Below are 15,390 nucleotides of genomic sequence, written 5' to 3' on the forward strand. Positions count from 1 at the left end.
TAACGCCTATAAAGCCAAGCATTGCTTGGCTTTTCTAGTGTTTACTCTACACGCTGCCAATACTGGTTACGGTAGAAAAAAGCAATATAACCGCGAACTTCAAGTACTTGACCTTGTTCTTGTGGCGTCAGTTTTAAGGTATAGGTCTTACCGCTATTCGGGTCAAGAATCTCACCATCTTGCCAGCTTCCATCTCCCGCATCAGTTGCCCCCTCGATTATTGTCATGCCAAGAATTGGTTGATTTTTCTTATCACCATCACACTCTTCACAGATAGCATCCTGCTTTGCTGGATTTAGAATTTTTTCTACTTTGCCTGTTAATACGCCATTTTGTTCGCTAATGCGTACCAGTGATTTTGCTTCATTTGTCTCTTCATTTATTGTTTTCCAAAGTCCCACAGGATTCAACGCAGCAAAAGTATATTGAGAGAAAAGTAATGCACTTAAAGTTATAGATAAACGTAACATAAACAGCTCTTATAATTTTAAAACGCCACCACTATAGCAAGGCTTGAGTAAACACTCTATTTTTAGATAGTTACATTTTTAAATAAAAATCCTTACACAAAGAAACATACTCATCACTATAGCCGCCATCTGCAGCATGAATAGTCAAAGAATGTGTCTGACACACCTCAGACTGTAAAGAAAATAACATTAAACTTCGGCTGGGTGGCTTTTTTAATGTGGTGCGTACATTACACATACGCGCCAAGTTCCATCCTTTACACTTAGCTTGTTCAATAAAAGAAGATGCCTCTTTGCAGGGTAAAATTACATTGAGTAAGGTGTTGGCGTGACTTAACTTAGTACAACACTCAATTAACTCAGAAAAACCAAGACCATCTGTATGACGCGCCGTATTACGTGCTTCATTGTCCCCTTTTAGACTCGCATTAAAATACGGAGGGTTAGTAATAATTACATCAAAGGGCTGTGTTGATTGAAAAGACTGTATGGCACCATGATGTAAACAAATTTCAGGCCAAGGACTATTTGCAAAGTTAAACTTAGCGTCAATGCACGCCTCAGCATCTACTTCGATTGCCACCACTTTCGCCTTTGGAGCACGCTGTTTTGCCATCAAAGCAAGCAATCCCGTTCCTGTACCTATATCGAGAAGGGATTTTGCATTTGCCAATTCAGCCCAAGCACCTAATAAAATACCATCTGTCGAAACCTTCATCGCAGAACGAGTTTGCTCAACTGTAAATTGTTTAAACACAAAGCCTGACATTTTTTCACCTTTTCATTCACCACAGTGCTGATAGCTAGTATAATCAACTCTAATTGTCCTCTATTTATGTCACTCTATGCAATTTTCTGAATTTGATATCGATAACAAGCTGTTAAATGCCATCAATAAAATGGGTTTTGATACGCCAACAAGTATTCAACAACAAGCGATCCCTGAAGCACTACAAGGTCGTGATATTTTGGCATCTGCCCCTACTGGTACGGGTAAAACAGCCGCGTTTTTGATTCCTGCAATTCAATACTTGCTTGACTTCCCACGTCGCGATCCAGGTTTTGCACGGGTGCTGATCATGACCCCCACTCGTGAACTTGCTTATCAAATTCATGAGCAATGTGAACTGCTAGCTGCACAAACGCACTTAAAAATAGGTGTTGTCACGGGCGGTATTAACTATGGGACACATAAAGAGATTTTTGAAAGCAATAACGACATTCTTATTGCGACACCAGGTCGCTTAATGGAATACCTTGAAACTGAGAACTTCCATGCTGAAAACGTCGAAATGCTTATTCTCGATGAAGCGGATCGCATGCTTGATATGGGCTTTCGTAAAGAAATGCTACGTATCTGTGATGAAGCACGTAATCGTCGTCAATGCTTCTTATTCTCTGCCACGTTAGAAGGCGACAGCGTTGAGTTGTTTGCCGAGCGTATTTTGAATGACCCTGCACTACTCGAAGCAGAGTCGTCACGTAAAGAAAAAGGCAAAATTCACCAGTGGGTGCACTTAGCAGATGATTATAATCACAAATTAAAGATGCTCATTGATACGCTTAACAGTGACGAGCTGCAAAAAGCCATTGTCTTTGTAAAAACACGTGAGCGCCTTGAAACTCTGATTGGCGCTCTAAACAACGAAGGACTTCGTGTAGCTTGGCTACGTGGTGAAATGCCACAAGATAAACGCATGAAAGCAATGGAAAATTTCCATTCTGGTCGCAATAAAATTTTAGTTGCAACTGACGTAGCGGCGCGTGGTATTGATGTAGCTGATATTAGCCATGTAATTAACTTTGATATGCCCCGTACAGCAGATGTGTATGTGCACCGAATTGGCCGTACAGGTCGTGCAGGTAAAAAAGGCACAGCAATTTCATTTGTAGAAGCACATGACGTTGCTATTTTGGGTAAGGTTGAACGTTATATTGAACAAAAGTTAAAGCGTCGTGTTATTAAAGGGTTAGAGCCACAACACAAAGAAGCAAAGATCCCGTCGAAAAAGAAAAAGGATCCAGTAAAGATGAAGGCTAAAAAAGAAAGCAAAGGTAAAAGCGAAAAAGAAAAAATAATCTTCGTAGATACTGTAATAACTAAAAAATGCCGTGCTTGTCACGGCATTTTTGTGTGTACTTTTTGCTGCCGTTTTTACTAACTAGTGTGTAATTAATTCATAGCTTTTTTTCCTGAAATAACTAGTGAAAATATATTATCCTTTAAAATCAACATATTAAATATTGGAATAAAAATTGTAACTGGTTCAGCATATGCTCATCATTCACGAGGGAATCGTATGAACCGTTTTAAACTAACAGTAGTACTTACATCATTTTGTTGTATTTTTTTACTTGCATGCGCAACACAAGTTAGCGCTAATACCAGTGTATTAACTACTAGCACATCGGCTCAACCTCGACTTCAGCAATTAGCACTTCACAAGCTGATGAGTAATCCTAATTTTTCTATCGAGAACCTACAAGTTATTGTTAACGGTGATACGATTGAATTATACGGTTCCACGGAAACGGGCTTTAAACGCGCATTGGCACAAAAGTTTTTAGAGCACAGCCAAGGAGTTAGCCGTGTGAAAAATAACCTTAAAGTCAGCCAGTCTGATACCGCTAAGTTTTAAGGTTATTTTCTAAAAGAATAAGTAACTTAACGTTAGTTACTTATTCTCCTTTAGCGTCTAAATTGATAAATTTAGCAAGTTCTTCTGGTTGACCTGCTAGGCTCATAATTTGTTGGTTAATTTCTAGCATCGTTTTGCCCTCAGGTAAACTTGCAGACAAAGATAATGAAGATAAACCGTTGGCAAAATTAGTAATCGCTGTGGCTAAATCTGCGCTAACAGGAGCTTGTTGCAGCTGCATTGTGACCATTTGCTGAAATTGCTCGTGGGTCATACCTTGCGCTTTTAAAAAGCTTTCTACTACCGCTTTTAATTCACCTTGATTTTCAATCGCAAACTCTACACTGCGAGGCTCCAACTCAGACATGGCAGCCATCATCTTTGACTGCTGCTGAAGCTGTTGCTCAAGAGTTGGTTGTGCACCGCCAGAAGCTTTTTGTTGTTGGCTAATAGCAAGTGATGCTTCCATCAAAGGGGTAGACTTGGCTAACCCTAAATTAAACGTCACATCAGCTACATCCGCTGCGGTTACTTTCAGCGCAAAGTCACTATCACCTGAGTCTTTATTGTAATCAAGCGATGAGTCTACATTATAACTTTTAGAGGCTAGCTTACTGTTGGCGCTTTGTGGCAGCTGTGCCAAGAAAGAATCGCTAAAGCGAAAGTTAGTCATTACAAACCCAGTGTGTGGAGGAATGGCATCTTCCTCATAGCCTGTTACTTCAATGGTATCAATACTGGCAACTTGCTCATCACCTTCAACACTTTGCACTTTGATGCCAGATAGCTGCACACTGTTATTAAATACACTCGCTGAAATATTATCATACATCACCTCAACACCACTTTGGGCTGATAGTGCAGCAATTTGCTGATCAACCACTTTTTTCACTTCCTGTGTTGCTGTGTAGTTCGCATAATATGCGCCACCGGCAACAGCTGCGACAGCAACTGCAATTACTAACTTCTTCATTTTATTTCCTTTAAGTTGGTGCTAATTTCTTGAGAATGTTGAGCTTAAAGGTTCAACACAACCCTAGCTTATCAAATTGTCACTAATTAATTAATGACAAGAGCTCATGCACCGTTTTCACAGGCGTAATTTTTGCTCCTAAACCTTCCATTGATTTATGGTAGTTTCGATATGGAATAAATATTTCTGTAAAACCATGCTGTGCAGCCTCTTTTACTCGCGGCACACCACTATCTATAGGTCTGACATCACCGTTTAAGCTCAGTTCCCCCATGATGCAAGTTGTCCTAGGCACAACAAATTCATTGAGACTGCTTAACAGTGCCGCGACTAAAGCAAGGTCAATACAAGTCTCTGACTCATCTATCTTTAAGCCGCCAACAATATTGAAAAAAGTATCATGGAAAATTTTCGTTTTTGTATGTTTGCGTAATATACCGGTAAGCATTTTAATTCGATTCATATTCAATCCAACGCAAACACGTTGTGGAAACTCTGCTTCGGTTTCTGTTGTTAAACATTGAATTTCTAGGAGGAGGTTACGGTTCCCCTTACGAATACAAGTGATTGCTGAACCTGGCGATTCAGTACTTGAACCCGATAAAAATATCTCACTTGGGTTATCAACACTGAGCATACCGCGCTCACACATTCTGAAAATCCCCACCGTATCAATATCACCAAAACGGTTTTTGTTAGCACGTAAGGTACGTATTTGTCCGTCGTTAGTATCTATATGAAGCAGTGCATCAACAATATGCACTAACGTTTGTGGACCCGCTATTTCATTGTTTTTATTAACATGAGCAATGATAAACATAGTCACGTCATGTTGCTTACAGTATTGTGTTAGCGCTTGTGCTGCGCTTTTAACTTGCGATGGTGAACCGGGGCTGCCGTTTGCCGTTTCAGTTACCACGGCCTGAATTGAGTCAATAACAGCAAACTTAATTTTATTTTTATCAAGCTCTTCGATAATCGCTTCAACACTGGTTTCAGACAGTAAGTAAAGCTCATCTTGGTTGTAATCCAAGCGCAAGCGATTAACTCGATTTTTAAACTGCGATAATGATTCTTCAGCGGTACAGTACAAAGAGGGCATTAATTTTGACATACGCGCAATTAAATCGGACAACAAGGTCGTTTTACCTGCTCCTGGATCACCAGAAATAATATTCACCGAACCTGTGGTGACACCACCACTAAGCACGCGATCAAGTTCGCCAATTTCAGTCAGACGTTTTTCAGCTTCAGCCGTTTCGACCTCATTAATTTTTTTAGAACCGCCACCAGCGCCTCCCGCATAACCTGCCACCGCTGCGCGACTTGCAGCCTGTTTAGATTGCCCTGCTGAAGGTTTAAATTCTGCCAGTGTATTCCAAGCACCGCATTTACACTGCCCCTGCCAACGCTGATAGTTCATACCGCACTCTGTGCAGACAAATTCGATTTTTGCTGATTTTGCCATTGAGCTTTACCTATTTTGGTCGCTGATTTGTGATGTATTTAAATGTACAATAGACAACTGAACTAACGATTTAAGATGTCGGCATCTCTAGAGACGACACACAACGGACGTACCTCAAATCAATTCCCTTAAGGCTTTATTCGCTGAACTGCGTAATAACGCTATATTTTAGGGCATAGTTTTTGCTTACAAATAAAGTTTTACAGTGCTTGCCATTTATTTGGCGAATACCTATAACAATAACTAATGAAATAAAAAGTGGTTCGCAAGGCGTTTTAACACTGTGGTTGCCTGCTAGTATACCTACTTTTTTCGATTGACGGTGATGGTTTTATAAATGGCTGAAGACATACTGCTTAAATATGAAGACCTTGTTGAAGAGCTCAAGGCACATTTAGGCACTCCCCAGTTCGACAAACTATTTAAATCAAAGACAGCTAGCTTAACAAAGCCAGAGCAGTTTTTGATCAAAATGGAAATGTCACGTTTATCTCAGCCTGTGGCTCGCTTTATAGATTTACGAGGTCAAGTTACCGGTCAAGTTAGGCCTTACGAACACGAAGGCAAGCAACATTTTATGGACGACATGGCCATTGAGGTGTTCGAAGACGCAATCAAACGCCACGGTGGTTACACGCTTGCTGTATACGAAGCGGTTATGAATACCGAAAATAACCACAGAGTAATGCAAAAAAAAGCAAACGAAAATACCTCTTCAATCGAAGATAACGGCGACTTACCTGCCAAAGTAATTAAATTTGCCTCTTATGAAAGTCGTCGTGAAGAGCGCATGAACTACTCAATAAAAATTACTGTTGAGCTAGATAAGAGCGGCAAAATATCGGCTTCGACTTCAGACATCTCCCTAAGCGGCGCAAAAATCAAGCTCTCACCTAAATATAAAGTCACCAAGGGACAATTAATTGGTTTACGCTTAGTTGGGCTTGAACAAGACTTTGAGTTAGGTTTAAAAAACGGCATTCAATACGAAGTTGTTGCTGTAGAGCAAGTGTCGCGTGAGTACAATCATGTTCGCTTAAAACGCACCTTCATTGAGAATAATGAACAATTCGATAGCTTTCTAAAAAGCTTTATTCACGGCAATAAGCGCCGCTACAAGATTAACCTCGATAACACCTTGGATGCAGTTGTTTCGAAAGGCTATGAACAATATTATATCCCGCGTGTTACCTCGCTTTACACTTTTTTAAGCTTACAAGGTAATAAGTTATACCCCACTTTAGCGTTAACAACCGAAAATAATGCATTTATACATCGTTATTTTTGTGATGAACGTAAGCTGTCATGCTTATATAGCATTATAAACCAACAGCGAATAGGTCATCTTTTAAGTACTGTCGATGCAGTAAAAGAGGAGTACCTGTATACCTTTACGCATGTGGTCGCTGGAAAGATTTATTATTACTCAGCCACACGAACGGAACTTGATAGCCAACCTGAAATTCGAAATTTATTTTTTGGTTTTGGTAGCCAAAAAGAGAGCTGGCAATGCTTTAAGTTACAATTAATGCCAAGCCACCCTGAAGATTCATATATTCCGCTATCTTTACCGAGTAGTGCAGGTAAGGATATCGAAAAGCTAAATAAGCCACCAAGCCCTAGAGTTCAGGGGCTTATTAAAGATGTTAAGTACTTATTAATTCTAACTGCTGTTGGTTCGAAGTATGAGCAACACACTTACCAGCAACGTACATTCGACAAGCGGTTAGTGAATCAATTAAAGCAGTTTGGTCATACTAAACATAAAACGCCGCCGCCACTTACACCTGTCGCGCTTGAATACGTCAATTTACGCGCTCATAAACGTTATTTATATAAAACAGCGGTCTCTGTTACTCATAATGACAAATTAATTTCAGGCCATACTCGTGATCTATCGGTCATGGGTCTACAAATTGAGTGTGATAACCCTGTTGAGTTTAAAAAAGGCGATATAATTAAGTTAAGCCTTCCCGATTTACAAAAAATAACTAAAAAACATGACTTATCAAGCCTTGCTTATGAAGTGATGGCGATAAGCAAATCACTAACAACTGTTAACTTAAAAGTACACCGTCTTACTGACTTACCCCATATGGGCATTCAATTTTTCACGGCACTTATTGAAAACAATAAAGATAAGTTGCACGCCTGTGAAGAGTCCCCCAAAATACCAGGGCTTTCTACAGCACTAAGAAACATGGTGACTAAAAGTGTTTGCCAGCTTCCGTTGTACTTCCATAAGGAAGCCGCTCATTTTAAAGCAGGCGCGATCGGGCTTGGCTTATACCCGACGCCATTACATATACTTTTACAAAACTTTGCCCTGCTAAATGAGCAAACGCAGATCGATGGCTTTTTATCTACCGATCAGATCACAGAGGTGATCACACCACTGATTAAAGATCGTAGTCGCCAAGATCCACCTTTACCATTTACTTTATTTGTACGTTTTGATCCACGTAAAGCAACAATCAACGAAGCAATAACCAGCCGCTGTATTAGTGAAGATGACTATCAGCCACAGACCTTATTTATAAAAAAAGCACTCAAAAATGATTTAGTGTTTATCTTTCGTTTGTATGTGTCTCGCACTGGCCGTCCAGACATAGACTATTTATCAAATGAGCTTAAATATGTAAGCCAGTATGCACTACATAAAGCAAAAGACCTTGAAGAAGCACTCTGGGCTGTTGCAGGGGTTGGGGATGTAATTGACATAACAGATGAAGCGCTTACTCATTTTGATATTGATGAGGTACTCAAAACAGAAATGAATAAGCGTAAAAAAATATGGTTAAAGCGTGTAATCTAATGGGATTGCTAGTAGGTATGCAACTTGTAACAGAGAACCTTCATTAATTGCTGTATCTGCCTGTTCGACTACTTTAGGTTTACCATGAACAGCAACGCCAAGCCCTGCTTTAGCCATCATTTTTAAATCATTCGCGCCATCACCCATGGCAACGGTTTGACGGTTATCAAGCCCGAGTCTTTGTTGAATTTGCTCGAGCACGCGTGCTTTTTGCTCGGCATCAACAATCGTTCCAGTTACTTTACCTGTCAGGCGGTTATCTTTAAATTCGAGCGTATTGGCGTGCACTTCATCAAGACCAATAAGTGATTGAACGTGTTCTGCAAATGGCACAAAACCACCAGAAGCAATGGCAAGGTGCCAATTATGCGCTTTTAGATACTGGCACAATTCGGTAATGCCAGGCATCAGAGGTAGATTTAGCTTTAGCTCATTGATTAACGCTACATCGATACCTGCAAGCTTTGCTACTCGTTGATTTAAGCTTTGTGTAAAGTCAAGTTGACCTGCCATCGCTTGCGCAGTGACAGCTGCAACCTCATCGTACACATCAGCTAAACGTGCTATTTCATCAATACACTCTATCGTAATCGCTGTAGAGTCCATATCCATTAATAAGAGCCCTGCTTCATTCACATTAGCAGGGTTTGTAAGCTGCACTAACTGATAACCTTGCTCAGCAGAAAACGCTTGCAATAACAAAGGACTCAATGGCTTTGCTGAATCACTGTATAGGCACCATGCTGGTAACAGTGTTTCTGTAGGCTGATAGCAACAAATAGAGAGATTACTAAAACCATGTTGCGACAAAAACTCTACAAGGTTAAGCAATTTAGCTGCTGAGAATTCACAACCAAATGCAACACTTGCTACGCCATGATTTGCTTTAGGTAGTAAATTGGTCTGAATAAGATGATTATTTTTAATTTCATACCAGCAATTTAGTATTATTTCTTCGGCTAAATTTGCTGAACTGGTTGCAGCTAAGCTAAGCTGTGACATAGTGGCTCCAATTAGACTTATGTCTGTGATTAAACGCGTATTTGCTACTCGTAATCAATTAACTAATAAGGTTATTATACAGACTTAGTTGTATCATCAATCATAAAAGCTGTCAGCAGCGCATTCGGTGACTATGAAAAATAACCATCTTAAGCCTCCTTTTTCCGCCAGCTATCGCCAACGACTGGTGCGATTAAGCTTAGCGGCCGCATGTTTTGTGCTTTTAAGTTGGGTTGCGGTTAATAGTAGTTTTCAATCTCATCAACTACTTTATGACAGTTCAAATAGCACCGCTATCAGCCTCACTAAATTTATGGCACTCAATGCACAGACCCCTTTACAGGAGAAGAATAAGCCTGCGCTGAATATGCTGTGCAATAACATTGCTGAAGATGAGTTTGTTTTAGCAGCAACCATCTATGATCAACAAGGGATACAAATAGCCGCAAGTGATAACTGGCAAAGCCATCACACCTTTGGCTTACTGCCAGATTCAACACCAGGTATTAGCCGCTTAAAAACTCCTTTCGTAGAACCTGTGATAAGTGATGACGAGCGCCCTATTGGCTTTGTTGCTATTACTTATTTAACACAAGCTTCTATAGCGACAAGCCACAGCAGCTTTCATGATTTAGGCCGCCAAGTGCTTCTTATGCTTGTAATTACTTGTATTTTTACTTGGCAACTTGGCCGAGGGTTAAAACGCTGGCAAGTCAATCGTTATATGCGAAAAAGTGCGGAGCAAGATTCATAAAGTGCCTGAGCAAGCTCTTTTTGCGCATCGCCCGTTACATCTTTAAGTTCACACAAATGAGTAAATACATCACGCACTTTAAGTGGTGTATTTACCAGCCCTTGAAACCCTGCCAACGGCATTGATGGTGAATCGGTTTCAAGCACTAAATGCTGAGGCTCAATTGCGCTTATAACTTTACGAGTTTTAGCTGCACGTGGGTAACTTATCACGCCACCGATCCCCAACTTAAAACCTTGTTTTATATAACTCTGGGCTTGTTGTTCAGAGCCTGAAAAGGCATGAATAACACCACCGTATTTGGGTTTACAGCGCTTAAGTGAGCGAGCAATTAAATCGTGACTTTGTCTGTGATGCACAATCAGTGGTAAAGCAAGTTGGTTTGCAAGCTCTATTTGCCCTTCAAAAAGCTGCGTTTGTTTATCAAGGTCATCAATACTACGATCTAGGCCACATTCACCGACGGCAATAAATTGCCCTAAATGGGCTTTTGCTAGCTGCTCTAATTCAGCAAGTTGATGAGATTGGTGATCAGATAAAAAATAAGGATGTAAGCCTAGAGCAACTGAGATACTTGGCTCTGATTTAGCAAAAGAGAATAGTTTTGTAGATTGTGCCAAGCTCACACCCGGCACAATAAAGTGCTCGACCCCTATTTGCTTGCATGCTTTGATGAGCTCTGTGCGAGTCTCATCAAATTCGCTAAAATCAAGGTGGCAGTGGGAATCGATAAAACGCATTTAAGGATTTAAACGACCAAACTGCCAACTACCGTCGGCTTGGCGTTGATACATAAAGCGATCGTGTAAGCGGTGCGCACCACCTTGCCAAAATTCGATTTTAGTCGGTTCAACACAATAGCCTCCCCAAAAATCGGGGAGTGGAATTTCACCCTCAGAAAACTTTTGCTTCATTTTCGCGAATGTTTCCATCAACACCTTGCGTGATGACACTGGGCGACTTTGCTCTGATGCCCATGCAGCTAACTGGCTTTCTTTAGGACGCGATAAAAAGTACTTAGCCACAGCCGTTGTTGGTAAGGGTTTAGCCTCACCATAGACAATGACTTGTCGCTCCATATGGTGCCACGGAAAGTGAAGAGAAATTTTGTTATTACCTTTGAGCTCCTGCGCTTTGCGCGAGCCGGTATTGGTAAAAAACACAAAGCCATTTTCATCAAGATGCTTTAACAGCACGATACGCTGCGATGGCTGACCATGTTCATCAACCGTTGCTACCACCATCGCAGTAGGATCAGGTAAGTTAGTTGCAACAGCTTGCTCAAGCCATTTTTCAAACTGCTTGATTGGAGATGCATCAAGCATCTCTTCAGATAAACCATCCTGTAAATATTCACGGCGAATATCTTCAAGTTTCATAAAATTCCCTCTACGCTATCGGCTAAAGATTAATCAAGGTTATTGAGCTGTCAATTTTGTTGGGTTTCGCTGCGCTCAAAGCGAACTACACGAAGCAGAGTTCACCTAAGTAGTTTAGCCTAAGACAAGGCGGAAAACCGACTTATCGTTGAGTACTTAAGCCTCCTGCAAGTGTTCTGTCAAAGCGAACTACACGAAGCAGAATTCACCTAAGTAGTTTAGCTTAAGACAAGGCGGAAAACCGACTTATCCCTATGAGCATACGTGGTTTGTATGTGATTAGGGTCAGTCGGTTTGACAACGCAGTATTAGGTTAAAATACGACGGTGATTACATTTGCTCCATGACTTCGATACCTAAAAGATCCAACCCTGTTTTCAATGTCTTCGCAACCAAATTACACAGTACTAAACGGCTGTCACGAACACTTGGCTCTACGCCTTCTTTTAGAACTGGGCAGGCTTCGTAGAACGTCATATATAGGCTTGCTAGTTCATATAGGTATCCACATAATACGTGCGGTGTTGCTTCGCTGATCATTAGATCAAGTACTTCTTCTAATTGTAGAAGTTTAAGTGCCAGCGCTTTTTCTTGTGGTTCGTTGATTGCAACGTCTGCTGTTAATGACGCAGCATCAATACCTGATTTACGGAAAATACTGCGAACACGTGTGTATGCATATTGTAAGTAAGGCGCTGTCGCACCTTCGAAGCTCAGCATAGTATCCCAGTTGAAAATATAGTCGCTTGTGCGGTGCTTAGACAGATCCGCATATTTCACTGCGCCAATACCTACTTTACGGGCAATTTCGCTACGCTCTTCGTCGCTTAAGTCTGACTCACGCTCAGCAAGTTTAGCTGCTGCACGGGTAATTGACTCTTCAAGTAAATCAGCAAGTTTAACTGTACCGCCCGTACGCGTTTTGAATGGTTTGCCGTCTTCACCCATCATGGTACCGAATGGGCAAAATTCATAGCTTGTTTCATCACGTAATAAACCCGCTTTACGTGCTGTTAGCTCAACTTGATTGAAGTGTAAGCTTTGACGAGCATCTACAAAGATTAAGATACGATCAGCACCCAGTTTATTCGAACGGTAATCACAAGCAGCTAAGTCAGTTGTTGCATATAAGAAACCACCACCTGATTTCTGTACGATAAACACTGAAGGCTCACCGTCTTTGTTAGCCAGTTCATCTAAGAACACCACTTGTGCGCCTTCAGACTCAACGGCAATATCTTTGTCTTTTAATAGCGCGATAATGTTGGCAAGTTCGCTGTTGTAGGCACTTTCTGCCATGATGTCATCTTGCGTAAGTGTCACGTTCAGACGCTTGTAAACTTCTTCAGAGTGCTTTACAGACGTGGCAATAAATAACTTCCATAGTTTTTCACAGTGTGCATCGCCACCCTGTAATTTAACAACGTAATCACGGGCTTTATCAGCAAAGCCTTCTTCATCATCAAAGCGCTTTTTCGCATCACGGTAGAAGGTTTCTAAATCAGCTAACGCCACAGATTCTAAATCAACACCTTGCTTGATTTGATCTTCTAAGTGCGCGATTAGCATACCAAACTGCGTACCCCAGTCACCCATGTGGTTTTGACGAACAACGTCATCGCCACGGAACTCAAGGGCACGAACAACTGCATCACCAATGATGGTTGAACGTAAGTGACCTACGTGCATTTCTTTCGCAAGGTTAGGAGATGAGTAATCTACCACCACTTTTTGCGCCGTTGCATGTGGCGCAACAGCCAGCTTTTCGTCTTCATTTGCTGCTTTTAAGCTAGCTGATAAAAACTCAGGCTTTAAATGAATGTTGATAAAACCTGGGCCTGCGATTTCAGTTTTTTCTGCGATATCAGCAAGGTCTAGATTATCGATTATTTTTTGTGCTAGTTCACGCGGGTTTGATTTTAATTTTTTAGCCGCGCCCATTGCGCCATTGATTTGGTAATCACCAAACTGTGGGCGTGTGCTCTGCGTGACCGCTGGGTTAGTGTCTTCAGGTAACCCTGCTGCAACCATAGCAGCAATTGCCTTTTCGATTAAAAGAGTACGAATATTCATTGTAATTTTTACCTTTATGGCCCGCTGTGCGGGCACTTAAATTTGAAGCAGACTTAGCGTATTAGTTTTCGCGTGTATGGTTGAACTTGATGTCTGGATAGCGCTCCATCGACAAGTTTAGGTTTACACGACTTGGCGCGATATAAGTAAGGTTATCGCCACCATCAAGCGCTAAGTTGCTTTCGCACTTACGCTTAAACTCTTCAAGCTTTTTGGTATCGTCTGAGCTTACCCAACGTGCAGTGTTAACACTCACGCCTTCGTAAATCGCATCAACGTTGTATTCTGCTTTTAAGCGTGCCACAACTACATCAAACTGTAGTACACCGACCGCACCAACGATAAGGTCGTTATTAATAAGCGGTCTGAATACTTGCACAGCGCCTTCTTCAGAGAGCTGAACTAAGCCTTTCAACAATTGCTTTTGTTTTAATGGATCTTTTAAGCGAATACGACGGAATAATTCTGGTGCGAAGTTAGGAATACCACCAAACTTCATTTTTTCGCCTTGCGTGAAAGTATCACCAATTTGAATCGTACCATGGTTATGTAAACCAATAATGTCGCCCGCGTAAGCATCTTGCGCTCGCTCACGATCACCGGCCATAAAGGTTACCGCATCAGAAATACTCACTTGTTTACCAATACGCACATGGTTCATTTTCATACCTTGGCTATATTTGCCCGATACAATACGCATAAAGGCGATACGGTCACGGTGTTTAGGGTCCATGTTCGCTTGGATTTTAAATACGAAACCAGAGAAATTTTCCTCGGTTGCTACAACTTGGCGGTCTTCTGTTTCGCGCGGTAATGGCGCAGGCGCCCACTCAGTTAAGCCATCAAGAACGTGGTCAACACCAAAGTTACCAAGTGCGGTACCAAAATACACAGGTGATAGTTCACCTGCTAAGAACATATCTAAATCAAACTCGTGAGATGCGCCAATAACAAGCTCGAGCTCTTCACGTAGTTGCTCAGCAAGATCACTACCAATTGCATTATCAAGTTCAGGGTTGTCTAACCCTTTAATAACGCGCACTTCTTGAATTGTATGGCCTTGGCCTGTGCTGTATAAAATCGTCTCTTCACGGTGAATGTGATACACCCCCTTGAATTCTTTACCACAACCAATTGGCCAAGTAACAGGCGCACAGGCGATGTTTAACTCAGTTTCGACTTCGTCTAATAGCTCCATTGGGTCACGAATATCACGGTCACACTTATTCATAAAGGTTACAATAGGTGTAGTACGTAAGCGTGTTACTTCCATTAATTTACGAGTACGATCCTCAACACCTTTCGCCGCATCGATTACCATTAAACATGAATCAACCGCAGTCAATGTACGGTAAGTATCTTCAGAGAAGTCTTCGTGTCCTGGGGTATCAAGTAAATTAACTAGACGCTCATTGTAAGGAAATTGCATAACAGACGTGGTTACCGAGATACCACGTTCTTTTTCCATTTCCATCCAGTCTGATTTTGCGTGCTGGTTTGAGCCACGGCCTTTTACGGTACCGGCTTTTTGAATCGCTTGTCCGAATAACAGAACTTTTTCTGTAATGGTGGTTTTACCCGCATCTGGATGCGAGATGATCGCAAAGGTGCGTCGTTTATTAATTTCGGTAGTTAAATTAGACATGTAAGCCGCTTTTAGTCAGAACAAAGTGCCACTGATACTCACTCCATAAAAAGTAAGCAGCGCACACTGTAAAAATAAAATAGAATTGTGGCCATTATACCCTGTTTGTCTTAGCCAAAAAAGCAGCGATTGTAAGTAATTATTCAACCTTTTTGTTGTTTTAGTTGTTCAT

Annotated in this window: 13 protein-coding genes; 4 read left to right on the top strand and 9 right to left on the bottom strand. The window is 41.3% G+C overall.

The window, feature by feature from the left end; translation table 11 throughout:
• Positions 1 to 41: 41 nt before the first annotated feature.
• Together L0Z67_RS13030 and L0Z67_RS13035 are read right to left on the bottom strand one after the other, a co-directional pair.
• The gene (locus L0Z67_RS13030) at positions 42 to 470 is read right to left on the bottom strand and encodes a DUF2147 domain-containing protein (RefSeq protein WP_062569576.1); all 429 of its coding nucleotides are present in this window, start codon (positions 468 to 470) and stop codon (positions 42 to 44) included.
• A 70-nt stretch (positions 471 to 540) separates the two neighbouring features.
• Positions 541 to 1,239 (bottom strand): tRNA1(Val) (adenine(37)-N6)-methyltransferase, encoded by a 699-nt coding sequence (locus tag L0Z67_RS13035; protein WP_405128108.1) that lies wholly within the window; start codon positions 1,237 to 1,239, stop codon positions 541 to 543.
• A 76-nt stretch (positions 1,240 to 1,315) separates the two neighbouring features.
• Here L0Z67_RS13035 and srmB point away from each other — a divergent pair, with 76 nt between their 5' ends.
• The gene (gene srmB / locus L0Z67_RS13040) at positions 1,316 to 2,632 is read left to right on the top strand and encodes an ATP-dependent RNA helicase SrmB (protein WP_405128109.1); all 1,317 of its coding nucleotides are present in this window, start codon (positions 1,316 to 1,318) and stop codon (positions 2,630 to 2,632) included.
• Between the two features lie 138 nt (positions 2,633 to 2,770).
• On the top strand, positions 2,771 to 3,109 hold the full coding sequence (locus L0Z67_RS13045; protein ID WP_062569573.1) for a hypothetical protein: 339 nt from the start codon (positions 2,771 to 2,773) through the stop codon (positions 3,107 to 3,109).
• Positions 3,110 to 3,149: 40 nt separating this feature from the next.
• Here L0Z67_RS13045 and L0Z67_RS13050 read toward each other — a convergent pair whose 3' ends face one another.
• Together L0Z67_RS13050 and radA are read right to left on the bottom strand one after the other, a co-directional pair.
• Positions 3,150 to 4,082, bottom strand: a complete 933-nt coding sequence (locus tag L0Z67_RS13050) for a hypothetical protein (RefSeq protein ID WP_405128110.1) — start codon at positions 4,080 to 4,082, stop codon at positions 3,150 to 3,152.
• A gap of 82 nt (positions 4,083 to 4,164) precedes the next feature.
• Positions 4,165 to 5,550 (bottom strand): DNA repair protein RadA, encoded by a 1,386-nt coding sequence (radA, locus tag L0Z67_RS13055; protein WP_062569571.1) that lies wholly within the window; start codon positions 5,548 to 5,550, stop codon positions 4,165 to 4,167.
• A gap of 337 nt (positions 5,551 to 5,887) precedes the next feature.
• Between radA and L0Z67_RS13060 the strand changes: the two genes are divergently transcribed.
• On the top strand, positions 5,888 to 8,365 hold the full coding sequence (locus L0Z67_RS13060; protein ID WP_062569570.1) for a PilZ domain-containing protein: 2,478 nt from the start codon (positions 5,888 to 5,890) through the stop codon (positions 8,363 to 8,365).
• Here the strand turns inward: L0Z67_RS13060 and serB are convergent.
• Positions 8,348 to 9,367 carry a phosphoserine phosphatase SerB gene (serB, locus tag L0Z67_RS13065; protein ID WP_237114366.1) on the bottom strand — a complete coding sequence of 340 codons (1,020 nt, stop codon included), beginning with the start codon at positions 9,365 to 9,367 and terminating at the stop codon, positions 8,348 to 8,350. The genes L0Z67_RS13060 and serB overlap by 18 nt on opposite strands.
• Positions 9,368 to 9,500: 133 nt before the next feature.
• Here serB and L0Z67_RS13070 point away from each other — a divergent pair, with 133 nt between their 5' ends.
• Positions 9,501 to 10,121 carry an AhpA/YtjB family protein gene (locus L0Z67_RS13070; protein ID WP_130149613.1) on the top strand — a complete coding sequence of 207 codons (621 nt, stop codon included), beginning with the start codon at positions 9,501 to 9,503 and terminating at the stop codon, positions 10,119 to 10,121.
• On the opposite strand, the gene L0Z67_RS13075 is transcribed toward L0Z67_RS13070, so the two are convergent.
• The 4 genes from L0Z67_RS13075 to prfC form a co-directional block, all read right to left on the bottom strand.
• The gene (locus tag L0Z67_RS13075) at positions 10,088 to 10,861 is read right to left on the bottom strand and encodes a TatD family hydrolase (protein WP_405128111.1); all 774 of its coding nucleotides are present in this window, start codon (positions 10,859 to 10,861) and stop codon (positions 10,088 to 10,090) included. The two genes, L0Z67_RS13070 and L0Z67_RS13075, sit on opposite strands and share 34 nt — an antisense overlap.
• The gene (pdxH, locus tag L0Z67_RS13080) at positions 10,862 to 11,500 is read right to left on the bottom strand and encodes a pyridoxamine 5'-phosphate oxidase (protein ID WP_062569566.1); all 639 of its coding nucleotides are present in this window, start codon (positions 11,498 to 11,500) and stop codon (positions 10,862 to 10,864) included. It abuts the gene before it with no gap.
• A 330-nt stretch (positions 11,501 to 11,830) separates the two neighbouring features.
• Positions 11,831 to 13,573 (bottom strand): arginine--tRNA ligase, encoded by a 1,743-nt coding sequence (gene argS / locus L0Z67_RS13085; protein ID WP_237114369.1) that lies wholly within the window; start codon positions 13,571 to 13,573, stop codon positions 11,831 to 11,833.
• Between the two features lie 61 nt (positions 13,574 to 13,634).
• On the bottom strand, positions 13,635 to 15,218 hold the full coding sequence (prfC, locus tag L0Z67_RS13090) for a peptide chain release factor 3 (protein WP_405128112.1): 1,584 nt from the start codon (positions 15,216 to 15,218) through the stop codon (positions 13,635 to 13,637).
• Positions 15,219 to 15,390 lie beyond the last annotated feature (172 nt).

The sequence above is a fragment of the Pseudoalteromonas sp. PB2-1 genome, assembly GCF_045040605.1.
Classification (GTDB): domain Bacteria; phylum Pseudomonadota; class Gammaproteobacteria; order Enterobacterales; family Alteromonadaceae; genus Pseudoalteromonas; species Pseudoalteromonas arabiensis.